Source organism: Cellulomonas sp. KH9 (genome assembly GCF_900114185.1).
GTDB lineage: Bacteria > Actinomycetota > Actinomycetes > Actinomycetales > Cellulomonadaceae > Cellulomonas.
Window position 1 is genome coordinate 286,197 of sequence record NZ_FOSE01000001.1, and the last position, 26,374, is coordinate 312,570.

17 protein-coding genes are annotated in these 26,374 nt (G+C 65.1%); 13 read left to right on the plus strand and 4 right to left on the minus strand.

What is annotated here, in order from left to right; genetic code table 11:
* Nucleotides 1-371 precede the first annotated feature (371 nt).
* Genes dpdE through dpdD form a run of 8 tightly spaced genes read left to right on the plus strand, consistent with a single transcriptional unit; the run spans nucleotide 372 to nucleotide 18,268 of the window.
* On the plus strand, nucleotides 372-3,800 hold the full coding sequence (gene dpdE / locus BMZ16_RS01310) for a protein DpdE (protein WP_089797775.1): 3,429 nt from the start codon (nucleotides 372-374) through the stop codon (nucleotides 3,798-3,800).
* A 3-nt stretch (nucleotides 3,801-3,803) separates the two neighbouring features.
* Nucleotides 3,804-6,401 carry a protein DpdF gene (gene dpdF, locus BMZ16_RS01315; protein ID WP_089797777.1) on the plus strand — a complete coding sequence of 866 codons (2,598 nt, stop codon included), beginning with the start codon at nucleotides 3,804-3,806 and terminating at the stop codon, nucleotides 6,399-6,401.
* Nucleotides 6,401-7,321, plus strand: a complete 921-nt coding sequence (gene dpdG, locus BMZ16_RS01320; RefSeq protein ID WP_143082712.1) for a protein DpdG — start codon at nucleotides 6,401-6,403, stop codon at nucleotides 7,319-7,321. Before dpdF ends, dpdG begins: the two co-directional genes overlap by 1 nt.
* Nucleotides 7,318-10,377 (plus strand): protein DpdH, encoded by a 3,060-nt coding sequence (gene dpdH, locus BMZ16_RS01325; protein WP_089797781.1) that lies wholly within the window; start codon nucleotides 7,318-7,320, stop codon nucleotides 10,375-10,377. The genes dpdG and dpdH overlap by 4 nt, the downstream gene beginning before the upstream one ends.
* On the plus strand, nucleotides 10,374-11,084 hold the full coding sequence (locus tag BMZ16_RS01330; protein WP_089797783.1) for a hypothetical protein: 711 nt from the start codon (nucleotides 10,374-10,376) through the stop codon (nucleotides 11,082-11,084). Before dpdH ends, BMZ16_RS01330 begins: the two co-directional genes overlap by 4 nt.
* Nucleotides 11,081-15,577 (plus strand): protein DpdJ, encoded by a 4,497-nt coding sequence (gene dpdJ, locus BMZ16_RS01335; protein WP_089797785.1) that lies wholly within the window; start codon nucleotides 11,081-11,083, stop codon nucleotides 15,575-15,577. Before BMZ16_RS01330 ends, dpdJ begins: the two co-directional genes overlap by 4 nt.
* Nucleotides 15,574-16,098 carry a phospholipase D-like domain-containing protein DpdK gene (dpdK, locus tag BMZ16_RS01340; protein ID WP_089797787.1) on the plus strand — a complete coding sequence of 175 codons (525 nt, stop codon included), beginning with the start codon at nucleotides 15,574-15,576 and terminating at the stop codon, nucleotides 16,096-16,098. Before dpdJ ends, dpdK begins: the two co-directional genes overlap by 4 nt.
* Nucleotides 16,088-18,268: a protein DpdD gene (gene dpdD, locus BMZ16_RS01345; RefSeq protein ID WP_143082713.1), complete on the plus strand. Its 2,181-nt coding sequence runs from the start codon at nucleotides 16,088-16,090 to the stop codon at nucleotides 18,266-18,268. Before dpdK ends, dpdD begins: the two co-directional genes overlap by 11 nt.
* Nucleotides 18,269-18,374: 106 nt before the next feature.
* Here dpdD and dbpB (BMZ16_RS01350) read toward each other — a convergent pair whose 3' ends face one another.
* The 4 genes from dbpB (BMZ16_RS01350) to BMZ16_RS01365 are packed head-to-tail and all read right to left on the minus strand — an operon-like array spanning nucleotide 18,375 to nucleotide 22,716.
* Nucleotides 18,375-19,466: a DGQHR domain-containing protein DpdB gene (dbpB, locus tag BMZ16_RS01350; protein ID WP_089797791.1), complete on the minus strand. Its 1,092-nt coding sequence runs from the start codon at nucleotides 19,464-19,466 to the stop codon at nucleotides 18,375-18,377.
* 15 nt (nucleotides 19,467-19,481) lie between these two features.
* Nucleotides 19,482-20,696: a tRNA-guanine transglycosylase DpdA gene (gene dpdA / locus BMZ16_RS01355; protein ID WP_089797793.1), complete on the minus strand. Its 1,215-nt coding sequence runs from the start codon at nucleotides 20,694-20,696 to the stop codon at nucleotides 19,482-19,484.
* Nucleotides 20,693-21,820, minus strand: coding sequence for a DGQHR domain-containing protein DpdB (gene dbpB / locus BMZ16_RS01360; RefSeq protein ID WP_089798641.1), 1,128 nt, complete (start codon nucleotides 21,818-21,820; stop codon nucleotides 20,693-20,695). Before dbpB (BMZ16_RS01360) ends, dpdA begins: the two co-directional genes overlap by 4 nt.
* Before the next feature lie 5 nt (nucleotides 21,821-21,825).
* Nucleotides 21,826-22,716, minus strand: a complete 891-nt coding sequence (locus tag BMZ16_RS01365; protein WP_089797795.1) for a hypothetical protein — start codon at nucleotides 22,714-22,716, stop codon at nucleotides 21,826-21,828.
* Nucleotides 22,717-22,825: 109 nt separating this feature from the next.
* Between BMZ16_RS01365 and queC the strand changes: the two genes are divergently transcribed.
* The 5 genes from queC to BMZ16_RS01390 are packed head-to-tail and all read left to right on the plus strand — an operon-like array spanning nucleotide 22,826 to nucleotide 25,941.
* Nucleotides 22,826-23,512 carry a 7-cyano-7-deazaguanine synthase QueC gene (gene queC / locus BMZ16_RS01370; protein WP_089797797.1) on the plus strand — a complete coding sequence of 229 codons (687 nt, stop codon included), beginning with the start codon at nucleotides 22,826-22,828 and terminating at the stop codon, nucleotides 23,510-23,512.
* An 8-nt stretch (nucleotides 23,513-23,520) separates the two neighbouring features.
* Entirely contained in the window at nucleotides 23,521-24,156 is a 636-nt protein-coding gene (gene queE / locus BMZ16_RS01375) for a 7-carboxy-7-deazaguanine synthase (protein ID WP_089797798.1), read from the plus strand.
* On the plus strand, nucleotides 24,153-24,515 hold the full coding sequence (queD, locus tag BMZ16_RS01380) for a 6-carboxytetrahydropterin synthase QueD (protein ID WP_218143290.1): 363 nt from the start codon (nucleotides 24,153-24,155) through the stop codon (nucleotides 24,513-24,515). Before queE ends, queD begins: the two co-directional genes overlap by 4 nt.
* 2 nt (nucleotides 24,516-24,517) lie before the next feature.
* Nucleotides 24,518-25,354 (plus strand): GTP cyclohydrolase I FolE2, encoded by an 837-nt coding sequence (locus BMZ16_RS01385; protein WP_218143291.1) that lies wholly within the window; start codon nucleotides 24,518-24,520, stop codon nucleotides 25,352-25,354.
* Complete coding sequence (locus BMZ16_RS01390; RefSeq protein ID WP_089797803.1) at nucleotides 25,351-25,941, plus strand: VUT family protein; 591 nt, start codon at nucleotides 25,351-25,353, stop codon at nucleotides 25,939-25,941. The genes BMZ16_RS01385 and BMZ16_RS01390 overlap by 4 nt, the downstream gene beginning before the upstream one ends.
* The last annotated feature ends 433 nt before the right edge of the window (nucleotides 25,942-26,374 follow it).

The window sequence follows — 26,374 nt, forward strand, 5'->3', positions numbered from 1 at the left end:
GTCGTCTGCAGTTGCTTATCAAGGTGCGATGCTGACGCCGTCAGCGCCGCGCAGGGACGAGACCGACGCGCCGACGTCTGAGCCAGATGGCGACGATGCCCGGTGCCGGAAGGTCTCCGAAATCGTGCAGGCAGTCAGGGCCTACCTCGTCAAGGACGAGATCCACGTGGTCGCATCGCCACCGGAGAGCTCTCGTGCCCGCCCCACAGATGCTCCTATAGCTGTCAAGCGGCGTGCGCGAGGTCGTTGTGGGCAGTGCGCAAGGGGCGCATGGCGGCCCAGAGTTCGCGTGCGAGATGTCGCTTGAGAGGCATCGGCGAAAGCGTCTACGGTAGCCTCGGGAACATCAGAGTTCAAGACGGGGTTCGAAGGTGATCGACGACATGCGCTGCCCTCTTTGCGGGTCGCCGATGGTGATGCAATTCGCCTCGCGCGGGCGCAGCGCCGGGCAGGCATTCTGGGGTTGCTCGCAGTTTCCCCGTTGCCGCGGTTCACGGGACGCGGAGGGCAACGTGCCACAGCCGCGGCAGCCGCGGAAGAAGGCGACTGCCTCCCCCGTGCAGGCGACCGGAAGGCGCGCGAGGTCCCTGAGTCGCGGCGACCTGCTGCTGTCCTCGGACAACCGTTTCGGGCCCGGCAAACTTGCCGCCCGGGAGGGCGACAAGCTCGTCCTCGAATACTTCGATGCGCCCGGGCAGGCGCCGACGGACCGCTACCGGGAAGCGGTGTCGCGTGCCAGCCTCACCCGCCTACCCCTGTCCCCCGAGTTGCGTGTATTCTGGCAAGACGCGAACGAACGTTGGCGCTCAGGGCGCATTATCGAGGCTAACGAGCACCACGACATCTACGTGCGGGGCCACGAGTGGGAAGGATTCGTTCCCGAAGAGCGCATCCACGTGCGTTGGGACAAGCCACTGGCCGATCCGGTGGGGTTCGGCGAAGCGGGCATGCTCGAGTCACCGGTGCTCGCCGAACTGCGCCTGCCCTTCCTTCGAAGCATCCTTCAGCAACGCTCGGCAACGCACGGAATGCGTGCAGCGCTCTCCAGTTGCATCGAGTTGCACAGTCACCAGGTGGAGACCGCATGGCGGGTCCTCGAGGACCCAGTCCAGCGCTACCTCCTCGCCGACGAGGTCGGGCTCGGGAAGACCATCGAAGCGGGCATCGTCATCAGACAGATGCTGCTAGACAAGCCGGAACTGCGCGTTCTCTTGATTCTGCCGCCGTTCCTCCTTGAGCAGTGGAAGCGCGAGTTGACTCAGAAGTTCCGCGTGCACGACTTCACTCGGGCCTGTGTTCGGTTCTGCCGTGACGACGAGCCGGATTCCTGGGAGGCATCCGACCTCGTGGTGGTCGACGAGGCGCACAACCTCGCCCGGATGTCGACCAGCGCCGACCCCGTGCTGGTGGCGCGCTTTCAGCGCCTCCGTGAGGTGGCATTGGCGAGCCCTCGGTTGCTCATGCTGTCCGCAACGCCGGCGCTGCACAACGAGGACGCGTTCCTGGCGATGCTGAAGTTGCTCGACCCCGCGGTGTACGCCGACACCACCGCGGAACAGTTGCGTTCCCGCCTTGAGGCCCGCGCTGGGCTGGGGCGTGTGTTTCTCGGTCTGCAGCCTGGGCTGCCCGCCTTCCTGCTCAACGGACGCCTGACGGAGATCGAGGCCGAGTTTCCGGACGACGACGACCTCGTCGCGATCGTCGCCCGCGCGCGCGAAGCCGTCGCCGCGCAAGACAAGGACCAGACCGCAACGCTGATCCGTGCCCTGCGCACACACGTTGCCGAGGTGTACCGCGTTCACCGCCGCATGCTTCGCACGCGCCGGACCGCGGCCCTGGAGGCGACCTATCGGGTGTCGGGCCGCCGCGCGCCTGAGCCTGCCGTTCTGAAGTCCTCAACGGACGCCGAGGTCACAGAAGCGCTCGATCGGTGGCGGGAACAAGCCCTGGCGAGGGCAGAGGGTGACCCGGCCGCGATGACCGCGACCGGGCGCACCTTTGCCGAGGCCGTCTCCTTGACCGTCGATCCGGATGCGCTGCGTACCTGGTGCGCCGATCGGGCCACCGCGGCGGTCACCGACGACGAGCAGTCCGCGCTGAGGCGAATCGAGCAGGATCTCGGCTTCGTCGACCGCAGGGCGACGGTGAGTCGGCCGTTCGCCGACGCGCTGAGCGAACGCATGACGTCGAAGGAACGGGCAGTCGTGTTCTGCCCGACGCCGAAACTCGCCGAGGAAGTCGCCCAGGAACTAGAGGACCTCCTCGGCGCCAAGTCCGTCTTCCGCCACCTGAGTACCGAAGCCAGCGAGCAAACCGAGCGCGCTGTGCGGTCGTTCGAGGGCTCCCGGAGTGCTGCGGTCCTGGTCGCCGATTCCTCGGCTGAGGAGGGCCGGAACCTGCAGTTTGCTGACGTCCTGGTGCACCTCGGCCTGCCGGCGGCAGCGAATCGGCTGGAGCAACGGATCGGGCGCTGCGATCGGTGGTCGCCAGAGGGATCGAAGCGCAGGCGGTCCTATCTCGTCTCCGGCGTCCGGGACACCTCCTACGTGGGCGCGTGGGCGCACATCCTCGCCGAAGGCTTCGGCATCTTCGACGGTTCGGTGGCCAGCCTCCAACAGGCCGTAGACGATGCCACGGACGAGGCGTGGCGCATACTGCTGGAACTAGGGCTCGACGGTGCAGACAAGGCAGTAACTCGTGTGAGGGAATTGCTGGACGCAGCCATCGAGAGGGTCCGGGAGCAGGATGCTCTCGACAGTTTGGAGTCCAGCACGGACGACCGATCCGTCTACGCACAGATCTCGGAGGTCGAGTCGAGTGCCTTGGCATTCGCGGAGGTGAGCGACAACCTCCTGGCCGCAAACAGGTCTGCGGGCAATCTCCGGTTCGAACCGATCGGCAACCCGGTCGCCGGCCTGGGCGGCTACGAGGTGATCGGCCGTCTGCCGGGCAAGCAGGCACAGCTCCCACTGATCCCGGCGACACGCCTGGTCCGCGACTTCGTGCCGCTCAAAGGCCACCGCGGGACGTTCGTGCGGCAGGTCGCTCTTGAGCATGAGGACATGCACCTGTACCGCTATGGCGACCAGTTCATCGACGCGGTGAGCGACTTCCTCTGGCACGACGACCGCGGGCGCGCGTTCGGCATGTGGCGCTGGCTGCCCGATTGGGAGCGCGATGACACCCCCGTCTATCGGTTCGACTACACCGTCGAGGCGAACCCGCTCGAAGTACCCTCCGAGAGAGATCCGCGCAGCGACCTGGTCACGGTGAGCGCTGGTATCGACCAACTTGCCCTCACCCGGCGCGCCGACGGCATCTTCCCGCCGATCATCGTGAGCGTGTGGACGACGGCCACGGCGCGTGAGTTGACCACCGCGGTGCACCTCAACGCGTTGGCTGCTCCGTACGCGAAGCCGAGCCCAGTGAGAGAGGGTGGGGACTACTCACTCAACCGGGTCAGGATCGAGAACGCGTACGAACTCGTTCCTGCTGCGACCTGGGGGCAGACTTGGCGCGCGGCGGAGGCTGCCGCGCAACGACTCGTCCGCGATCAGGACGACGTCCGGACCGCCATCGAGAGGGCCTCGGCGATCGCGACCCGGGATGCCGCCACGCGCCAGTCGCAACTGCGCCTGCGGGCCGTGCGCAGTTCGGGGTCGGAATTGAGGCTTCTCGAGGAGGAGATTCATCGTGAGGAAGTGGTCGCGCGTGCTCTGTCCGCCGCGGTGGCCACGCCGACACTTCGGCTCGACAGCACCGGCATCGTGGTGTTGTCCGGACGACCTCTGACGAGCTGACCCGTGACTGATCAGTGGGACCTCGCGACAGCGACCCTGGCCGGCGGCGCCGACCATCGTGCACACCTCCAGGGGCCGTACCGGCGACTCGTAGACGCCTGGCTCTCGGAGAAGCCCGGCCGGGACATCGCCGGCGACATCGCCGCAATGGTGGGGCAGATCCTCCGTCACCGGCGCGGCACCTCCGGGCAGTCGAACCACTTCATGGTTCTACGACTCGATGACCGGGGCGTTCCGGTCGAGTACCTGCGCGCGGCCCACCTGGAGGCGAGCAGGTTCGGCGCGCACGAGCACCGGGTGACTCTGGGCGAAGATTGGGACCCGGACTGGCTGCTCGGCGACCGGGCCTGGATCGACCTGGCCTGCACGAGTCCCAACAGCTTCGACGGTCCTGGTGGACTGGTGTCCACGTCGTCGCGCCACGACATGGCGGTGCCGGTGGATCCTGCAGTGGCGACCGCTGCGGGCATCGACGCATACCGCTCGCGGAGCCAGGCCAGCGCCGTGCGCGCGGCCGCTCTCGGCGATCCGGAGGACACCCTTCACGTGGTTCTCCCGACGGGGACCGGCAAGTCCCTGGTGGGAATTACTCCCGGCCTCCTGGCCCGCAAGGGAGTGACAGTGGTGGTAGTTCCGACGATCGCGCTCGCCCTCGACCAGGAGCGGCAGCTGCATCAGCGCTTCCCCCAGCAGGGGCTCCCGAAGGAGTTGGCCTACTACGGGGACCGGCCCGCCGTGGAGAAGGAGGCGATCAAAGAACGTCTACGCGACGGATCCCAAAAGGTCCTGTTCACGTCACCCGAAGCCCTGGTCACCAGCCTCGCCCAATCTCTGCGCCACCTCGCCTCCCGGGGCACCCTGAGCCATGTCGTGATCGACGAGGCGCATCTCATTCGCTCTTGGGGACTGAGTTTCCGCCCAGAGTTCCAAGTTGTTGCCTCCCTAGTCTCCGAACTGCGGGACGTCGCCCGGGCGCAGGGGGTGACCCCGCCCCGCGTCGCACTCCTGACCGCGACGCTCTCGCAGCAGGGCCTGCAACTGAACGAGGAGTTGTTCGCCGGGTCGGGCACGTCACTGTTCGTCGGGTCGACATTCCTTCGCACGGAGATCCGATACCTGTATGCACACCCGGTCTCCAACGAAGAGCGGCTCGAGCGCGTCGTGGAAGCCCTGCGCTACCTCCCGAGGCCGGCGATTGTGTACACGACCAAGAAGGAGTCGGCGGCGAAGATTGCGGAGCGACTCCGGCAGGCAGGATTCGCCCGGACGGCAGTCTTCCACGGCGACGTCAGCGCCGAGGAGAGACTAAACATCCTGCGCGCGTGGTCGGGGGACGACGGGCCGACCTCCGTCGACGTCGTCGTCGGGAACAGCGCCTTCGGGCTAGGTGTGGACCAGAGCGACGTCCGCACAGTTCTCCATGCCTGTGTACCGGCCTCGGTCGACCGTTTCTACCAGGAAGTCGGTCGCGGGGGCCGTGACGGACATGCGGCACTGTCGGTGTGGATGCCGAGCATCACGGATGCCCAAGAAGGGCGCAACATCGAGAACGCCACTGTCCTCGGCGACGCCAAGACCTGGGGACGCTGGGAGGCCATGAGAACGGCTCGGGTGGCAGACGATCCGGCCCGGCGCCAACTGGTGCTGGACACGAGCACCGTTCCGCCTTGGCTCGACTACCGATCGGATAGCAATCAACTCTGGAATCGCAACACGTTGGTACTCCTACAGCGTGCTGGGGTGCTCGACATCGTGGACACCCCCCCGCCTGCCCTAGAGCGCGACGCCGACGAACCCGAAGCCGCTTGGAAGGAGCGCGTGGAGGCCGCCTGGGCAGAATACGTCAAGCGCGCGACAGTGCGGATCCGCCCTGAAGTGGCGAACGTCGACGAGGCTGCAGTCGTCGCTGCCATCGAGAAGGTGCGCAGGGAGATCCGGGATTCCGAGGCGTCCTCTCGGGACCGCATCGAGCGCATGTTCGTGCTGGAGGAGTGCTGGGGCTCGATCCTGAGTGAGGAGTACGAATATCGAGATGTCGGCCCGATGCACGCTCACCAGGTGGTCGCACCCGCTTGTTCGGGATGTCCCTCCGCCGGCCACGTCGCAGACCCGTCCTACCGGGCCGCGCGGCCCGTCGTGTCCGAGGCATCCCTTCCCGACCTGCACCGACCGGTGAGTTCCGCGCTGGATGTGATGGCCGACGGAAGTCGAACCCTCGTCGTGACCTATCCCGAAGGCGAACTCCGGCTGCACCTGGCCGAGCTTGTCACCAAGGCCGTTACGCATGGGGTCCGAGGGATACTCGCCTCGGCCAGCATCGTCGGCCTACCTGCCGTGACCGGGGCAAGTCGTTCAGCAGCAGAGGGGCTCGTTGCAATCGATCCCGTCGTCATGGGTCCCCCCTTCCAGTTCGCGGTTCCGACGTTGGTTCTACTGGATCCCACCGATTCGCCCCGGTTGAGTTGGCTTGCCGGGCAGTCCGGCGCGCTCCGGATCGTCGTCCTGCCAGAAAGCACCGCCGATCCCGAGTATCCGGATCAGACCGTCAAGAACATCCGCGTCCCGCACTGGTCGCTGTCGTACTTTCTCAGGAGCTTGTGATGGCAGTACTCAACCCGCCCCGAACACTGCCGGGGCTCGGCCGGGCGATCGTGAATCACCTCCTCGACGCGCGCCGCTCTTCCACCGAAGACGACATTGTGGCTGCCTTCAAGCCCGAGGGCCTGAACCCAGGTGCCGATGCCGCCGGTGGTCTCAAGAACACGATTTCCTCGCTGCGCGCCATCAACGTGCTCGAGACGACCAGCGACGGCACCGTGCAACTCGGCAAGGAGGTCCGCGTCCCCAAGGCTCCGTTCAACACTGACCAATTCCGCCGAGTGCTCCAGACGCATGTCTTTGACCTCGGTCGTGACGGCGACGTCTGGGTCACTCAGCCGGGCGACGCGCACACCAGCGGCGCTCGAGACCTCAACCGTGCTCTGGCGTGGGTAATGGCGCAGGACGCCCTGGGAAACCCCCTGTCCTGGATCGAGAATCTGCAGACACTGCAGGCCGAGCAGTTCAAGACCAATGATCGCGAATCCTGGGCGGTGACCAACGACACCCGTTGGACGGCAGCCGCCCGGTGGATTCCAGCCCTGGGGCTTGCCACGCCGTCCGTCATGAAGGATCGATCCGGCCTGGTGCCACTCCCGGTAACTGCGGTGGACGACGCACTGGCGAACGTGCCGGAAGAGCGCATCGGCATTCACGACCTGCTCGCGCGGATCGGGCGAGCGTTGCCGGTCCTGCACGGCGGGTCCGTGCGCGCTGGACTGGTTTCGGTCCTGGGTACCGACCCGGACCCGGGCATCGCGGCCGACTGTGCGGACAGTTCCGTAGGGCAGGCGTTGCGCATTCTCGAGGAACGTGGGCGAGTGACGTTCGAGACACTCCCGGACGCGGAGGGTATTCGCTTGTCTCGGTTCGACACGGCCCGACAGACGCACGCCATCGTCGAGGCGGGAGGCAAGCGGTGAGTTGGCGCGGCACCCTTCCAGCAGCGTGCTGGAACGCGAACGAGGCGTCGACCATCATCCCGGTCGAGGCGGAGAGCACCTCCGACAGCGTCTTCCTAGCCACCCACAGCACGATCCCGATCACGCAACGCGACCAGGTCGATAACGCTCAGGGGGGCGTAGTCGTCGACGAGCACGCGTTGCTCCGCGCAGTTCAGGAGCAGCCGGCCGACCTACCGATCATTCCCATCCTCGGCAAGTCCGGCACGGGAAAGTCCCACCTGGTGCGCTGGCTTCGCGCCCATCTGGAGACCAAGGACTCCACTCGCCTGATCTTCGTCCCCAAGCATCGGATGTCCCTGCGCGGCATCCTCGAATTGATCCTCGAGCACGCCACCGGCAACCGGGCGGACGAACTTCGCGCCAAGGTCGCGACAGCCGTCGACGCCGCGGCGGACGAGAAGACGGCGCAACTGAAACTGCGTAACGCCCTTGCCGTCAACATTGAAACCCGGGGAAACCGATCCGACGGCTCTGCCGAAGAAATCGAGAGCCGCGCCTACCTGGCTTCCCCGGGCGGCCTTCCTGCATTGTTCGGCGACGATGTCTTCCGAGGTCGACTCCTCGACGAGAAGGGCCCGATTGCGCGTCTAGTACGCGAGAAGTTGGCAGGCAAGGGCGACGAGGACAAAGAGGATGCGTTTGGTTTCACTGCCGATGACCTAAATCTCTCCGTCGACGACGTGAACAGGGCCGGCCAGGCCGCACGTGAGGTGGCTGGTGCTCTGACCAGCGCACCGGCTTTCCGGGAACTCGCCGCCACCATGATCAACGAGCAACTCGGCCCGTCGGTGAGCGAGGTCTTCGGCGTGGGTGGCGATGACCTGAGGCAGATTCTGACCGACGTCCGAGTCGAGATGGACAAGCAGGACCTTGAACTGCTGGTGCTCATCGAGGACTTCTCGATCTTCCAGGGGATCCAGGGAGGCTTGATCGATGCCATCACCCTCATCTCCACTGAGACGCAGAGACTTTGCCCGATGCGCGTCGTCATGGCGGTGACCACCGGTTACTTCGTTAATCAGATGCCGGAGACCGTCTACACCCGAACTTATTGCGTCTTCGATCTGGAACTTCCCGGCGGGATCGAAACCTCATTTAATCCAGGCGGATTTGTGGGTCGATACCTCAATGCCGTACGCGTGGGAGCAGCGGAACTGGGCGCTGCGCACGCGCGCGGTGACGAACTGACGAACGCGTGCGAGCAATGCCCCGTGAACGCGGCGTGCCATGCCTCGTTCGGGGAGGTGGACGGCTACGGACTCTTCCCGTTCAACGCCGCGGCGCTCGACCGGGCCATCAAGAGCCAGTCGGTCGACGGCAGTTTCGTGGCCCGCAATGTGCTTACCCGGGTCCTCCGCCCCGTCCTGCATCGCGATCAGACTGAGATCGAACACGGCCGGTTCCCGAGCGAAGGCTTCGCCTCCGACTTCCGTACCGGCGCGGACGACCGACTCGCCAATATCGAGGACCAGGTTAGGTTGCGACCGCCGGGAGACGACGAACTCAATGAGCGCCGTGTCCGGTTGGTGCGGTTCTGGGGATCCCGCGCGGGGGCGGAGAACCTTGCTCCGACGATCCATGCCGCCTTCGACATCGCGCCTGTCGACGGTCTCGACGATGCTGCACCCGAACCCCCGGGGCCGGGACCAGCGGCGACTCCTGCCCCTGTGCTCACACCTGCTCCTGCTCCGCCGCGCACCATGGTCGAACCGCCGCTCGTGAAAGCAGTGGACCGCTGGCTCGCAACGCAGGGACAGGAGTATCGGCAGGGCGACATCAACGACCTGCGCAACATCGTCTTCACCGCAGTGCGTTCACGACTCGGGTTCGAGGACGGATTGGGTGGCGACAGTCTCTGGAGCAACGACAAGGCTCTCGCCCCGGGCTTCGAAGCCAGGATGGTGGAGTTCAACCAAGCCAAGCTAGCGACTGCTGTCCTACCGATCGGGCAGTCGAACGCCGACGACATGCGAGCCCTTCGGGCCCTGGCCTGGGCGCACTCAAAGGGGTCGTGGGTCGAGGTTCCGGGCGGCGAGAAGTTGCAGCGTCTCGCGGAGAGGAGGATCGAGCATTGGGTGAGCACGGTCAGTGCCGCGCTACTCCCGCCCGAACGCGCAGAGGACGACCTCGAGCTAGTTCGCCTGGTGGAGACCCTGCTGACTATTGCCCGCGCTCTCGGAATTGCCGACGCGTTCAAGTCGGATGCGGCGAGCAAGGTCCGCGCTCTATTCGCGCCGGTGTCAACGCGGCCGGACCCGGATCCGAGGCCCGGCCTGCGCGCGCTACACACGTTCCTCGTCGACGGCGCCGGAAGTGGGGCGTCCGTCACAAGAGTCAGCAGGGCACAACTGCAACAACGACTGCTCCGACACGCGTCCTACAGTCAGGGCTCCGGCAAGCCCTTGGCGCTCGACCTCAGCAAGGTGATCAAGATCATCCGAGGCGGAGCAACGGGGGTGGCTTGGCCTGAATCAACTCCCGACCTCGTCAAAGCCTCGGTTTCGACTCTCGAGGCCCGGATCGCTTCGATTGACGCCCTGCATTACGAAGCATTGAACATGGTTCCCGATCTGTCCGATCTCGGTGGTGAACTCGCCGACGTGAGCACGGAGCTGCTGAGATTGGTCAACGAGCGTACGGCCGCGGGCGCACTGCCCGGCGGGATCAACTCTGCCGCTCTGCAGGCGGCCGCGAAGGCGGTGAAACCCGGCGATCAGGCCAAGGTGGAGACCGTTTTCGCCAAACTGACCCGGTGGGACCAGTTGAGCACAGATGAGCAATTCCAGACTTTGAATGGTGACTGGGATGGGCCCGCACTCCGGGTGAACGCCTGGCTGGAACTGGCCCTGCACACCGTTCGACTTCTCCAGAGCAACCTGGCCAACGGCGCCGCTTCCAACGTCCAACGCGACTACGCTGATGCTCGCGACCGGTTAATCGCAGATCTCAACGAACTGGCCAACATAATCGTGGGCATTGCAGCGCCTGCGCCCGAACCCGAGGACAAGGCATGACCCTGCGCAGCACGATCCAGGACCTGCGCGCGCACGCCGATGTAGCCAATGACGAACACCAAGTCAAGGTGCGCACCGGACAATTCGCGGAACTCAGTGGCCGACTCCGTCCTGCGCTCGTAGAGTTGCCGAGGCTCAACGTCGGTCTCGCGGAGGTGCGGCAACTCGATCTGGAGTTGCCGCCCGACCGCGACCAGGAGGCGGCCCTCGTGTCCGAGAGCCTCCGGGCCCTGGCTGCGGACCTGCCCTCCTTGACGATCGAGCAGAACCTGGACCTCGCGAAGGCTCGCGTGCGTTCCGCTGAGAAGTACGTCGGCGAACTTCGCACCCTCGTCGCAGGTTCCTGGCAAGCGCATGTCAATCAACCCCCTCCTGCCATCAACAGTGACCTGGTGGACGCCCTCGCCCAGGGGGGCGTGGACGTCGAGGAGATTCGGGACGCACTCGAGAGCGCACGGGGTCGCCTACAGGCGATCAGCAACCGGACGATCCCGAACCAAGGGGATGTGGAAAAGTTCCGCATCGCCATCGCAGCCATCCACAGTTGCGGGGAGAAACTCGGCGAGGTCGTCGATGCGGACATCGCCGAGGGCATCGTCGGATCCCAGGAGGATCGCGGCATGCCTTTGAGTTGGTTCACACCCGAGCGCCTGGAGAAGCTCGCCGGGCTGCGCATCGTCGACCGGTTCCACGTGAGGCTGCGGTGAACACCGACCTTCTCCCCCGGATCCTCGACCGACTGGAATCGCTCGAGGATCCGCTCCTGTGCTGGGGCGTGGTCGACGGTGGATTCAGCACCGACGAGTTGCGCGGAGTCATCGACCGGGAGCTCGCGAACAGCCAGGAGTGGGGCCTGAGCTCGGACGACATCATCGACACGATGAGTTCGCGCGCGCTCCTGGTGCACGACTCGAACGTCTCGCCCGCCCGGTGGCGAACCCGCAATGGCGAGACGATCCGCCTCGTAGCCCGACTGCGGCAGTACTTCCTGGACCAGAACTGGCAGTCCGGAACCAACCTGATCTCGGACTTTCGGTATGCGCGCCGGCCTCGCTTCTACCCCAAGCGCGACCACGCCTGGGACACGGTGCTCGACGGTCTCGATGGAGCGACCGACGCCTATCGCAGCGTTGTCGAGGTGATGACACAGCGCGACGGGAAGCACGACCTGCTGGGTGGATTCCAGGTCCGCGCCGCGCGCCACATCCTGACGGCACTCCAGGGCCAGACCACCACCGCGACGGTGGTGGGCGCCGGCACCGGAAGCGGAAAGACCAACGCCTTCTACCTCCCGGCCTTCAGTTATCTGGCCGGCATCAACGACGTCTCCGCGTGGACTCGGGCACTGGCCGTCTATCCCCGCACCGAACTCCTCAAGGACCAACTAGACACGGCGTTCGCCCACGCACGTCGACTCGACACCCTGTGGAAGGGCTTGCACGGGCGGTCTCTGACGATCGGGGCGCTGTACGGCAGCACGCCCACGACCGCGAAGAACGTGCGGGCTCCCTACCGGGGGTGGGGAAGGCGGGCCCAGGGCATGGCGTCACCCCAAATGCGTTGTCCGGGCAATGGGTATGCCCTTTGCGGGGGTGAGTTGATCTGGCCCTACGAGGACATCGACGGTGGTGTCGAACGTTTGATCTGCGTCACCTGCCAGCGCGAATTCGGTCAAGACCAGGTCGTCCTGACCCGCCAGAGGATGCAGAGTTCCCCACCGGATCTGCTGTTCGTGACGACGGAGATGCTCAACCGGGGCCTCTCCGACCTAAACCTACGGCGCCCCCTCGGAATCGATGCGCCCGTTGGCCGGAAGCCTCGAATGATGCTCCTGGACGAAATCCACACCTACGACGGAACTACTGGCGCACAGGCCGCGATGGTGCTCCGCCGTTGGCACCACAGTGTCCAGGCACCCATCACGTTCGTCGGTTTGTCGGCGACGTTGTCCAATCCGATCCGGCACATGGCCGATCTCACTGGTGTTGTCGACGAACGGGTCACCAGCATCACTCCCGAACCGGAGGAGTTGGAATACGAAGGGGCGGAGTACCTGCTCGCCCTTCGGAGTGATCCCACTAGTGGCGCGTCGGTGCTCTCGACCACCATCCAAACCTCGATGTTGCTCCCCCGCGCTCAGGATGAACCCACCAGTCGAGTCTCGTCGGGCGTGTATGGCACGAAGGTCTTCGTGTTCACCGACGACCTCGATGTCACCAACCGACTGTTCTCCTATCTCCTGGATGCGGAAGGGCAGAGGTACTCCTCGGGCAAGTCCACATCCTTCAAGCCACCCCTGGCGTCTTTGCGGGCACTTCCTTCGGGTGGTGACCCAACGCAACAACGTCGCGCCGGTCAGGTGTGGGACCTGCCGAGCACGATCGGGCACAGGTTCGCCACCAGGGGCGAGGGCCTCCGCGTCAGCAGGACGACCTCACAGGACTCCGGCGTCACTGCGGACAGTCAACTGATCGTCGCCACCGCATCACTTGAGGTCGGTTTCGACGATCCCGATGTCGGGGTAGTCATTCAGCACAAGGCGCCGCGTGGCGTCGCGGCATTCCTCCAACGCAAGGGGCGCGCGGGTCGTAAGCGCACGATGCGCCCGTACACCGCCGTGGTGCTGTCGGACTACGGGCGCGACCGGGCAACGTATGAGGCCTGGGACAGCCTCTTCGACCCGGTCCTGCCCGATCTGGTTCTCCCGATCCGCAACCGTGCCGTTCTGCGCATGCAAGCCACGATCGCCATGGTCGACTGGCTCACGAGCCAGCTTCGCCAACAGAACATCCCCAAGACCACGATCGCCTGGTCGGCCCTGGGGCAGAAGCCTGCGGAGACCTTCGCCCAACCCGGCCGCGAGACCCAACTCAAGGCTGTCGAAATCCTCACCACTGCCCTCCGCGACCCCGACCGCCAGCGGAGCCTGCAAACCTGGATCCAGAACGCACTCGGCCTGACTGACGCCGAGACCAACGAGGTCCTCTGGCACCCGCCGCGACCGTTGCTGTTGGCGGCCATTCCCACGCTGCGTCGTCGCCTGCTCCACAACTGGGCGGTCGCGGGCGACCACTCGATCGCTGAGTTCCGCGATCTGATGGGGGGCAACCCCCTGCCCGACTTCTTCCCGATGAACCTTTTCAGCGAGCTCGCCCTGCCCGAAACCTACGTAAGCATTCCGCCGCAGATGCACCGGGACACCGAACGCGAGCTCCAGCCGATGGGTCTCGGGCAGATGCTGCGCGAGTATGCGCCCGGTCGGGTGTCACGCCGTTTCGCGACCCGGAACCTCGACCACCGGCACTGGATCCCGGTCCCGCTCGGTGTTGCCGAGCCGGTGCTCGAACTGAGCACCATTCTCCCTGTCTTCGGGGTCGAGGAGCCGTGCACGATCGACATCGATGGCGCCCCCACGGTGACCACGGTGGTGCGCCCCGATCATGTTCTCGTCGACCTTCCTCCCGACTCGGTCAAGGACTCGTCCAACGCGACGATGCAGTGGCGTTCACAGTTCATCGAGACTGGGGCTGGGTTGATCATCCGTGTACCGACTGCCGACCCCGTCGGGCGCCTCATTCAGGATGCGCGTTTCTACTTACACGCGCAGAACGCCCACGTGAACATCCGCCGCGCAGCAATTAGCGCCGACGCCACCTTGAATCTGGCGAACGGCACGGAACAGCGCGTCAAGTCCCGCTTCTCCCTGCACGGTGAGCCTGCGGCGATGGGCTCGACGTTCGACGTGGACGGACTGCGGATCCGCGTCGCACTCCCGAGTGAGATCACGGTGCCCGACAGTCTCCTGCCCGCGCTGCGGAGCGCCTGGTTCAAGCACGTGCTCCTCACCGACGAGGCGCTCCTGGGTTTCCTGAACCGTTTCCGGATCGACTGGCTGCATCAATGCCTGGAGGCGATGCTCCTCACGACCGCCGTCCGCGACAAGATCACCATTGCGGACGCCTACGACGCCGTGCACGACTCCTTCGACGACGGATTGGACGAGACCCTGGATGCCATGTTTAGGCACTCGAGCGTCATCGAATCGGACTCGGTCACGCTGTCGAACATGGGCGCGCGACTGAAGGAGGCGCTGGAGAACCCGGAGATAGTGGCGCGCCTCGACGCCCTGGCACCGCAGTACTGGGCTCCGGAGCCCGCGGAATTCAACCGGTGGCTACGGGAGCGCACGCTCTCCACGATCGGTCACGCAACGCTGGCAGCGGCCCGCCAGATCTGCCCCGAGCACGACCCTGAGGGCGTGATCGTCGACATCGAACCCGGCTATGACTCGGACAACCGACGGAGGACAGGCGAGATCTGGTTGACCGAGTCATCCATCGGTGGCGGGGGGTTCATCGAGGCATTGGCCGGGCGGGTTCGCCCTGACCCCCGTCGATTGCTCCGGCTCATCATGCGGGCGACCCAACCAAGCGCCCACGAACTCGTCGACAGCCATCTCCAACGCGTGATCGAACTGACCACCACGGACCACCACTGGGCCGGTCTGGTCAACGAGTTCCGCTCGGCCCCGGACCAGGCAATGCGCGTTGCCGCCCTCGGACGGATTCGTGATGCCCTCCGCCAATCGGGGATTTACGGTGCCGAACAGTCCGTCGTGTCGTCACTCGCGAGCCGCGTCCTGCGGCCAGGTTCGACTCCGGCAACAGATTCCACCCTGGCGACTGTGACGACGGAGTGGAAGTTGGAGGAGCGACGACTCGGTGTCGAGATCCCACCGCGCACCTGGGCCTATCTGATGCGTACCCGATCCGACCTGGACACCGGACTCGTGCTCGTCGGAGCAGGCACAGAACGTCAGCGCATGGACGCCGTCCAGAGCTTGCTCTGGCCGCGCGGGTGGCAACTGCGGGCGGAACAACTCAGCGCATGGAATCCCTTCGCGGACAATCTGCCGCCAGTCCCAGAGGTGCTGCGCTCAATCGCGTCTGAGGGCGACCCGCCCCTTCCGTTGGGCGGTGGCTTCGCCGCACAGGTCCGGGAAGTTCTCGCCCGACGGGGTTCGGCCCAGGTTCTCGCGACCCCGGAACAGGCAACTGACCTGGCGAACCTGCTTGTCGACCTCAGTACGGAGCCGGTGGTGACGGAGTACCTCAACGTCTATCCGCGCGTGGTGGAGATCGATCACAGGGCGGACGGCGATGTGGTGGTCAACTTGGAACTCGCGGAGGTGTCTGCATGAGACGGATCACTACCTCAGGTCGCGGGCAGACGCGCGTGCTCAACGACCTGATGCAGAACCTCCTGGTCACCGAACTGCTAGTTCCGTCCGGGCAACTCTGGGTGCTATCCCCTTGGATCTCGGACATCGACGTCATCGACAACACCGCCGGCCAGTTCAAGACCGTGCTGCCAGGCCTCCCTTCCCGTAAGATCCGATTCACCGAGGTCCTGATAGAACTCGCCCGCAGAGGCTGCGACGTCCGCGTCCTGACACGCGATGTCGAGAGCAATGTGGTCGCGCGCCAACGACTCGAGAACATCGGCGGCCTTGGCGCCAGACCCACGGTGAGGACCCACCACCACCTGCACGATAAGGGCATCGTGGGTGACCGCTTCCACCTGCAGGGCTCAATGAACTTCACCTTCTTCGGCCAGGCGGTCAACGCCGAAGGCGTCACGCTGACTCGCGATCGCCACGAGATCGCCGAAGCACGCATCGCCTACAACGCTCTATACGAGGGTGCCGGCCATGGTGGCTGAGGAGTTCTTCGGTGAGGGTAACGACATCAATCCCGCAGGTCTGCAGCCCGAACTGGAGGCGTCGATCGAGAACTGGCGAGAGGCCATCAAGAGTCAACAGATCGCGTTCCTCCCGCGGGCGAGACACGGAAAGCTGTACTGGTACGGGTTCGCACCGACCATGCGCGAGCACAAGGAGTTGCTCACCCTCCTCGACGCCTGGGTCGGTCCGGCTTTCAGCGACCTCCCCCGCAGCAGGGGGCGTTTGTACCCGCAGGATCCGTTCGACACCGCACTGGCGTCTGCCGGGGTCCCCCCGTTGCGGTTCGAGGTGCTTCCACGTGGCAGCGGCGCCTCCCGCGACGAGGTCCGCCAAACCCTGCTCGTTCTCTCCAAACTGGTGTGGAAGCGCCCCCGCTCGGAGTTCGACGCACCACGGACCACCGTCGAGGTTCTCGACGACCTTGGTCACGCGATCAGTTCTCGGGATCGCCGGATTGCCCTCGCGTGTCTCAACGAACTCGAGGCCTTCGCGGATCTCGATCAGTCGAATCTGGCTTTTCTTCGTATCCGCGTTCACGCCGGGCTCGGAGATACGGGGGCGATCTTCGCGGACCAGGACCTGGAACACGTCCTGCAACTGCGCCGCCCTCTCGGCATCACGCGCCTGCTGCAGAACGCCGTCTACGACCGCTACCTGGCATCGGCCGACAACTCCGGCAATGCGGATGCGCTCCGTGCAGCGGCCGAGCACATCCCAGCACAACTCCGCGCACTCGCGACAGGCGCAGCGACCACGACGCGACCTGGCGTGGTGGTCGAGTTCATGCTCGGACTGCTGCGGTCCGCCCCCGCTTCGACGCTCGAGCGCCTGGCCAGTGAGGCTGAGGCCGTGTCACCCAGCCTGGCCGAGGCCCTCCGCTCCCTACTCACTCCCGCAGTCGCCGAGAGTCCAGTTGCAGCCGCCTCGTCCAAAGGGCCGGACACCACACCCGCGGCACCTGCCGGACCGGACGACGAGATCCACCGACTCGTCGGCGAGGGCGAGTACGCCGCCGCGATAGAAGCGGGCCTTGCGGAGACACCGACACCCACCCTCGCCGCCCTGTTGCTCGCCTGCGTACGGGAGTTGGAGGAACCCCAACTCGCTGCAGCGGTTGCTGCTTTCGTCGTTTCCTCCGGTCTCCGCGAGGCGGCACCCGAGGACGACGTCGTCGTGCGCGGCGACCTTGTGTGGCTGGAGGAGTTCCTCAGCCCGCAGCGGAACCTGGGGTGGCTCGGCTGGTTCGACGCACTAGAAGCGGACAGTTCCAGCGGCGCAGCGATCGACTTCAACATCACCTCCGAGTGGGCGCCGCTGGACCAGTGCACCGTCGCCACCCGTTTGGGCTCCTTGAACGACGAAGCGCTGGCTCGGCTGGGAGACCAAGGCGGCGCCTTCATGGCGGCACACTCATCGCTGTTCGCGGGACCGGACGGCCCCGAACTATGCGAGCGGCTCCTCGCAGGATTCGCCGTCAGCGAGAAGAGGTCCGTGGGCATCCGGGTACAGACCGTCGCGCTCCTGGACTACTTGGCAACTTCCAGCCCAGGAGTCGCCGTCCTGACCTCCTCGTTGGAGTGGACAGAACTGATCGTTGAGGCGGCCACCTCGGCTGTTACCGCCAGTTGGACGGTGGACGTCCTGCAGGCCGCCACCACGGGCCCGCAGGCCCTCGCCCTGAACGCCAAGAGCCGATTGTTCTACCGCGCCCTCGACGCCCTGCGACCGGTGAAGTCCAGTCTCAGTCTCACCGACTTGGAGGGGCTTCGTCTGGTGGCCGAGGAATTGGCGACCACCTTGCCCGACGACTTCGAAGTCCATAACTCAGACACCGACCCGGCCGCCCCCTACAGGCACCTGGAAGACGCCGTTGTGGTCCTCTACTCGCTGACGGACTCCGCGATCACCCGCGCCGCGCAGATTCTGCGCCGCCTGATTCCCGGCATCGACGTACGTACAACCACCGAGCACGACGGCAGTCAGCAGTTGGCCGCGCTCAGCGCGCATGCTGATGTGTTCGTCATGGTCTCAGCATCGGCGAAGCACGCGGCAACGAATTTCATCAAGGCGCACCGCGTCGGCTTGCCAATAATTCAGGTGAATTCGCGCGGGTCATCTGCAATTCTTCGCGAGCTGGCAGAAGGGTGATCTCGAACGTGAGTTTCTCGGGGCAATTCCTCGACGCAGCGATGGCGTGCATCCTCGAGGAGTCGAGGATGCACGCCATCGCGGGCCGTTCAGTAGGCGGACCACACTATCTGCACGCTCGGAGCAAGAAGTTGGTCAGACGGCGGACATCGTTCGGCGTGTTCTGAAGCGAGTTCCAACGAACAGCGTCTCCTTCACCGAAGTTCCACGTCCCACCTGTCCACGCCACCACCTCGTCAAGCGCCGCGAACGACTTCTTGAGGACATCCGAACCACTGAGGTCCCAGACGCTCAGCCCTTCAGTGAGGCCGTCCATGACGAACCCCAGCGACTGGATCCCCGCGCCGTGCGTGAGACGGGAGTAGCGGGGCGCAAGACTCCAGGGCTCACTCCACGTCGTGACGACCTGCCACCAGAAGAACTTGAGATGAGAGAGCATCGTCTCGACGTCACCCTCACCGGTCTCTGAGTCGCGGTACTGGTACAGCGCCCCCTCGTAGAGGCTGTTCTCGATCATCCGCAGAACGCTGTTGTCCTTGATGTACCCGTCAGGCGCGGTGGGCATCGAGATGCGGCCGGCAAAGGGACTGTCGCCGTCGGTGTTGAGCCGCATCATCAGTTGAGCAGGCAACCTGCGACGGGCGTAGCGAACGGGGAGTTCCCCGGCCGTGTCGGGCAGGAGTTCGTGGATCAGGCCCTTGGGGAGCGGCTTGGTGTTGTTGACCAGGATGAACTGTGCCCGCTGGTCTTCCTGACCCGAGGCGACGAAGCCCACGGCTGCGACCGGGAAGGCCGCGAGGTCGGCGTCGCGGATCGCGGCGGAACGCTGCTGGCCATCGACGATGAGTGCGGCGCGTTGATCCTCTGGCAGCGCTTCGTCGACCGGGATGACGAGTTCGCCGATGGTGGCATGGCCGTTGCGCTCGCTGAGCGCCTCAAACCGCACTCGATCGTCAAAGGCGAAGACGATGGAGTTGGGCAAGATCGCGTTCTCGGACTCCAGGTACCGGCGGATTGCACGGATGTGCGCGAGGACCTCGGGTCGCTGGTATCCGCCCAGGCCGTGTTCGTCACGGTGCACGCGTGAGACGGCGGCGAAGTCGTGGATTACCTTGCCGTCGACGGCGAACGTGTAGATCCGTCGAGCCCCCTGGGTGATCTCGATCGCAGGCAGGCGCAGGTCGTAACGGTCGCTCACTACTCTCCTCGGGGCTCAGCGGTACTGCAGGTTGCGCATTTTGCGCTCGAGTACAGATAGGTTGTGGAAACCGCGGCGCTTGTTCCGCTCCGTTCCCCTGAAAATGATCATTTCGACGCCGTGCTTGCGGCAAAGCGAGCACGGGCAATCCCGCCATGGTGCGTCCGACAATGTTCGCGCGTACTGCTGGAGATACCTGTTCTTCGATTGGCTCACTCGCTCGTAGTCAGCCAGTGTCTCGAGGACGTCGCTGATGGAGTACGCGCCACTCTCGAGGCCTCGGAGTCGATGGAGGGTCTCGCGTTCGGTCGCGATCGCTTCGCGACCAGAGACTCGCCCGGCAAGGATTGCCCGCTTGAGGGTCGGATTGCCGTCGACCTGAGGAACTCGGATCGCGACGTATTCCGCCTGTTCGGTGTGGTAGTTCTTGCGGTCGTCCATGAAGCTCTGTCTGAAGGCGCTCGTGCTGTCAAAACTCGTCACGCCGTGCCGCGCAAACTCGTCCATTGCTTCGACACGAGTAATCCCGAGCAAATGCAACTCTGTTCCCGGCACGCGCACGTCGTCGATCGCATGCAAGGAGTCGAGGATGTCGCGGGTCTTGAGCGGGACCATGCCCCCCAGTGCGATCCGCTGGTAGCCCATTTCCTGGAGTTCCGCGACGGAGCGCGCGTAACTGGCCGGCGACCAGCCCTGAGCGGAGCCGACGGGCACGAAGTGCTTCGCGTACTGCTGAGACGCATCCCAGAATCGACGTGCGAACTCAAGTGAGATGGCCTGACGCCGGGTCCACTCAGGATCTGCAGTCGCGACTGATGCCGCCGAGTCGTACGCCAGGATGATGTGGTCGATGCTTACCCCGGCTTCGAACCCGCATCCGACGTAGAAGTCGAGGACCTCCTCTACCGTGTAGGGCGGCTCCGCTTCGGTCACGTAGTTGAACGCGCCGCAGTCACCAAGGGTCGCGATGCCTTCCGGAAGTCGGAAGAACCGCTTCACCCCGAGACGGTAGAGCCGTGCACGCTGGGGCTCACTGTACTTGCCTGAGCCCTTCACGGATCCATCGACGATCGCCTTCGAGACGAGCATGCCGTCGTACGGGCGCTCGCCGAGCACCTCGTGGGCGTACTTGTCATCCCTCTGCCGCACGCGCAGCGGGCTGTACTCATCGTGGATGAAGTCGTATGAGGGTGACACGAGGTCCTGGCTGTCTGGAAAGTAGAACTTCATAAACCCGCACTCCGTGCCTGAACGTAGCTGCGTACGAGGTAGTTGGACAGGGCCGAGATGTGCCGAGGAACGTTCTGCAACTCGTCCCAGCGAAGGCCGATCTCCTCCCAGGTTCCGTCAGTCCATCGGCAGTAGGGGGCGATGCGGCCAAGTTCCCGGGCGGCCTGGGCCCTAGCGTCGTCTGCTCTAGCGTCGATGTGTGCGACGACTCTGTCCATGACCCGGGACATGGCGCGGATGCCGACTCCACCCATCAATCTTGAGGACGTAGGCGGAACTCCCCAAGCGTCTGGAAATACATCGTGCACTGCGCCCCAGTACGCGACGAGCAACGAGCGGATGCCCTCGGTGTCCGTGGTTCCCGCCGAGTAGTTCCGGTAGGGGAAGAGAGCGCCGGAGGGCGACTCCAGCGACTCCCGGAGGGCTTCGATCAGACTGTTGTCCTTCACCACGGTGTGCCTGTCTGCCGCGTCGGTCGATGCTCGCTTGATGAGGCCGTGGAATGGGGACACGGGATCGTGGTTCAACATGTCGACGAGCGCGGAAGGAAGTCGCCGGGCCGAGAGTCGCGGAGATGGCGCTTCGACGATTTCAGGCAGCAACTCGGTGACAAGATTGCCCGGCAGTGGCTTGACCGTGTTGACGCGCAGAAACTGATCACGCTGCAGTTCGAGCGAGGGCGCCACGAAGCCGGCCACCAAGACCGGAAGTTGCTTGTGCCGCGTCTGGGCGAGAGCAAGGCTGCGCTGCTGCCCGTCGACGATCCACGCGGGTCGCGGCGCGTTGGGGTCCGCAGGAAGTGGGATGTCGAGGGTCCCCGCTGTGGCAAGGCCATCCGTCGTCGAGGGACCCCGCGACGAGCGAAACCGAACGGTATCCGGCAGCGCGAGGATCAAGGCGTTGGGGAATAGCACGTCATCTGAGTCGAGATAAGCAAGGATCTGCTTGACGTGTTGCCGGGTCTCCGGTCGCTGGTAGCCGATGAGTTTGCCGGCTTCGTCACGAGAGATTCGCGCGACGTCGGCCACGAGGTCGATCTCTTGGGCGGCGAGGGCGAAGACGTACAGCGGAATGCGATCGTTCTGGTGAATCCGCAAAGCGCGGCGCTCGAGCGTGCGTTCCATGGTCACTACCGCTCCTCCGACGCCTTGGCAAAGAGTCTCTTGAATCGCTTCTGTTCGCAGGCATAGCCGCTGTCGCGGAACTGCCGGAGAGCAGGTGACCACGTGAGCCTGTCGTTCGTAGCGATCATCGATCGAATCGCCTGGATGGCCGTCTCGTCAGATATCGGCGTGCGGTCCCAGATCTCAGGCTGCTGAACCCGTTCGACCCATCGGTCCCATTCGGGGAACAGTTCTGGTGCCGTGAGCGGGCGCCCATCGAGTCGGTCGAGCCACGCCTGTGCCATGCGCTGGTTGAGGCTCATGGCCGTTCCGCGGAGCTCAGCGCGAAGTGCGCGGTTAGCCACAACATGCCTGGCCCCCGGCATCGGCTGGACCGCGCCCACGACCAGTACGTCCGGGTTCGTGGACGCCAAGGCGCGAAGGTCGTCTGCGAGCGGCACTGCGTATGCAGCAGAGAGGACGATCAACGTGGGTCGCCGAGGCAGGTCTGCCAGTGCCAGCGCCGCAGGCCCTGCGGATAGCGCTGACCACCACTGGCGGGCGCCACCGGCACTCTCGGCAACCGAATCTGCGTGTCCGGTCGCGAAGGTCGCGGCGTATCCCGGAGCGACCTCGTCGACCTGGCGAAGCCCGAGGCCGGCGCTTGCGACGTACATCGTCGGCGCGAGATTGAGCTCGGTTGCCTTCTTCTCCACGTCGAGCGAACGCCTCCACGCTTCGCCCTTGTACAGATCGCGCAGCGCCCGTCGCTCACCATCGAAGCTGCGGAGACGTGCCCGCCAGGTGTCAGCTCTCTCCGGCAGGCTGCCCTGAGGCAGTTCGCGAGCACTGAGCCCGGACGCCGGCAACAGTGTCTTGCGGTCAGTGCAGGTCACGACGATCGACAACTGCCCCACGGTGCACCTCCCCAGACTCTCGCAACTGCGCCGGCGCTGCGGGTTCCGCTGATCCGCAGTTTCTGCGTACTCTGACGGTATCGTAACTGTCTGTCGAGGAGGCGCCACCATGCACAAGCCCGCGATCGTCTTGCTCTCGGGAGGGCTCGATTCGACCACGGTCCTGGCAATCGCCAAGAGCCAGGGGTACGCGCCCTACGCACTGTCCTTCCGCTACGGGCAGCGCCACGTCGTCGAGCTCACGGCTGCCCAGCGCGTCGCGGAGGCCCAGGGCGTCGAGCGCCACGTCGTAGCGGACATCGACCTTCGGGTCTTCGGTGGCTCGGCACTCACGAGCGACGTCGAGGTGCCCAAGCACGAGTCGGCCGACGAGCTCGCTGCCGACATCCCCGTGACGTACGTGCCCGCTCGCAACACGATCTTCTTGTCGTTCGCCCTCGCGTACGCGGAGACCGTTGGCGCTTCCGACGTCTTCATCGGCGTCAATGCGCTCGACTACTCCGGCTACCCGGACTGCCGCCCGGAGTACATCCGCGCGTACGAGACGATGGCAAACCTGGCGACCCGTGCCGGCGTCCAGGGGTCGAAGCTCACAATCCACTCGCCGTTGCTGGAGATGTCGAAGGCGGACATCATCCGAACCGGTCTCGAGCTCGGTATTGACTACGGCCTGACCTCGTCCTGCTACGACCCGAACGACGCAGGGCGCTCGTGCGGCCACTGCGACTCGTGCCTGCTCCGCTTGAAGGGGTTCGCCGAAGCCGGCGCGATTGACCCCGTGGCGTACCAGGCATAGGTGGCCTGATGACGTACAAGGTCAAGGAGATCTTCTACACGCTCCAGGGTGAGGGGACGCACGCGGGCCGACCAGCCGTGTTCTGCCGCTTCGCGTCGTGCAACCTCTGGACGGGGCGGGAAGAGGACCGTGCCCGGGCGGTCTGCCAGTTCTGCGACACGGACTTTGTTGGCACGGATGGTCCCGGCGGCGGCAGGTTCAAGACGGCACGAGCGCTGGCGGCCGCCGTGGGCGAGAAGTGGCCGGCCGCGGTAGACGGAGACCGAATGGTCGTCTGCACCGGCGGGGAGCCCCTCCTGCAACTCGATACCGAGGCTGTCGAGGCGTTCCACGCCGAGGGCTTCTACGTCGCGGTCGAGACGAACGGAACGCGGACCCCGCCTACCGGAGTGGACTGGCTCTGCGTGAGCCCCAAGATCGGCGCGCCCCTTGTAGTGACCGGAGGAGACGAACTCAAGCTGGTGTATCCGCAGGCTGGCGGCGACCCCGCACAGTTCGAGCACCTCGACTTTGGGTCGTTTCGCCTCCAGCCGATGGATGGGCCCGATGTCACAGAGAACACGACATCCGCGGTCGACTACTGCCTTGAGCATCCGATGTGGCACCTGAGCATGCAAACCCACAAGTACCTAGGGATCCGATGAACATGGAACTCTCCAAGGAGTTCACCTTCGAAGCAGCGCACCGTCTGCCCAACCTTCCGGCCGACCACAAGTGCTCGCGACTCCACGGCCACTCGTACAAGGTCAAGATCGAGGTCTCCGGACCACTCGACGAGCAACTCGGTTGGGTGATCGACTTCGGCGAGATCAAGACCGCATGGAAGGAACTCGAGGACTCCCTGGACCACAGGTACCTCAACGAGATCCCCGGCCTGGAGAACCCAACCAGTGAGGTACTCGCCGTCTGGATCTGGGATCGACTGAAGGGCGACCTGTCGGGTCTACTCTCGGCCGTCGGCGTCCACGAGACGTGCACCTCCGCGTGCACATACCGGGGCTGACCATGAAACACCCGCATCCACTGCCGGACATCCAGTCTGCCTCGGACGACCGCGGCGTAGTGATCGATCTGGTCGGCATCGACAACCTGCGGTACCCGACGCAGTTCGACGATGGCGAAGTCAAACAGGCTGGTGTTGCGTCCTTTCGAGTCGGCGTCCGACTGGCGGCCGAACGTCGTGGCACACACATGAGTCGCATGGTCGAACTGGTGGACGCCCAGTTGCGTGTGCTCGACCCCCGCGACCTGCATAGACAGGCGAAGTACGGGGCGGCACTTCTGGACGCCGACGAGTTGCGCCTTGGGATTGCGATGCCCGTCTCAATACCTGTTGTAGCGCCGGCATCGGGCCGGGTGAGTGAGCAGGTGCACGATGCCGCTCTTGATGTCGTCCACGCGGGTGGGGTCACGACAGTTGGTGTCACGTTGACCGCAGAGATCACGACCCTTTGCCCATGCAGCAAGGCGATCAGCGACTACGGGGCACACAACCAACGGAGCCTGGCGACCGTAACGAGTTGGGGCGAGGGCGAAGGGGACACGGCCTACCCCGTCACGATTGCGGCGCTCGCGAGTCTCCTTCGCAACTCCGGCAGCGCCCCAGCGGTGCCCCTCGTTAAGCGGCCTGATGAGCGGGTGCTGACAATGCAAGCCCACGACCACCCATGCTTTGCAGAAGACGTCGTGCGGAACGTTTCTGCCGAACTCCGTCGGTTCGCCGTTTCGCACTCTGTAAGCGTCCGGAACCTCGAGAGCATCCACAGCCACGACGTCGTCGCCACTGTGACGTGGTCTCCTCTCAGCGAACTAGTGGCAAGCCAGCGTGGAGGCGCGACATGACGGATCAACTCGAGTCGACGATCGACGCTGACCCTTCGTCGTCCGCCGTGCGGCGAGTCGGCCTGGGCCTCGCCATCGCACTGACGGCATACATCGGCGCAGTGGTGACGGCCAACGTTGTCACCGCCCGCATGGGTCTGGTGCCGGTTGGGTTTGGACTTTTCGTTCCAGCCGGGACGTATGCTGCCGGCGCCGCCCTACTCGCACGAGACTTCGTTCATTCGCAGGGCGGGCGTCGTTGGTCGCTTTGCGCGATCGCCGTCGCGACAATCCTTTCGTGGTTCATGTCGACTCCGGGCATCGCCATCGCTTCCGTGGCGGCATTCGTCATCGCCGAACTCATAGACCTCACCATCTTTGCGGCGGTTCGCCGGAGAGGGTTCATCCGTGCCGCGTTCACGTCAAACCTGGTTTCTGCGCCGCTCGACACGGTCGTGTTCTTGATGCTCGCCGGTTTCCCGTTAACGCTCAATACGCTGCTTGGACAAATGGTCGGCAAGCTCGTGTGGGCGACCGCCGTCCCGCTCGGCATCTACGCACTTGTGCGTCGCATCCACGATAGGCGGGGCGACCGCAGACTCCGCTAACTCTTCGCACGGAGCGCGGACCATGTCCAACCCTCATCGTTCGTCGTGACGGCGCTCCGCGAGGCGACCGAACTCGCGTTGGAGGGCAGCCGGACGACTTGGTATCGCCGACGCCGATGCCCACGTCGCGCGCTCCGGTCGCGTTCGCGAGCGCCAGGCGCTCGGGGACGTTGACCTCGATGTCGCGCGGAGCGCGTGTAATCAATCCCAGCGGGACGTTGACCACTCTGGCGGCTCTTCGCAGATGAGGGTGTAGGTGGCGGCGGGTCGGTCGCCGGGGGGAGGTCGAGGTCTCCCCATGATGGAAGTTCTCACTGCACTACCCGATCGCGCTGCACCCCGACGTGGAGTCGTTCGACATCAACCTCGACCGGTTGCTGCGGAGCAAGGTGGCGCTCAAGGACGCGGTGGTGGTGCCGCAGGAGGTTTCCCA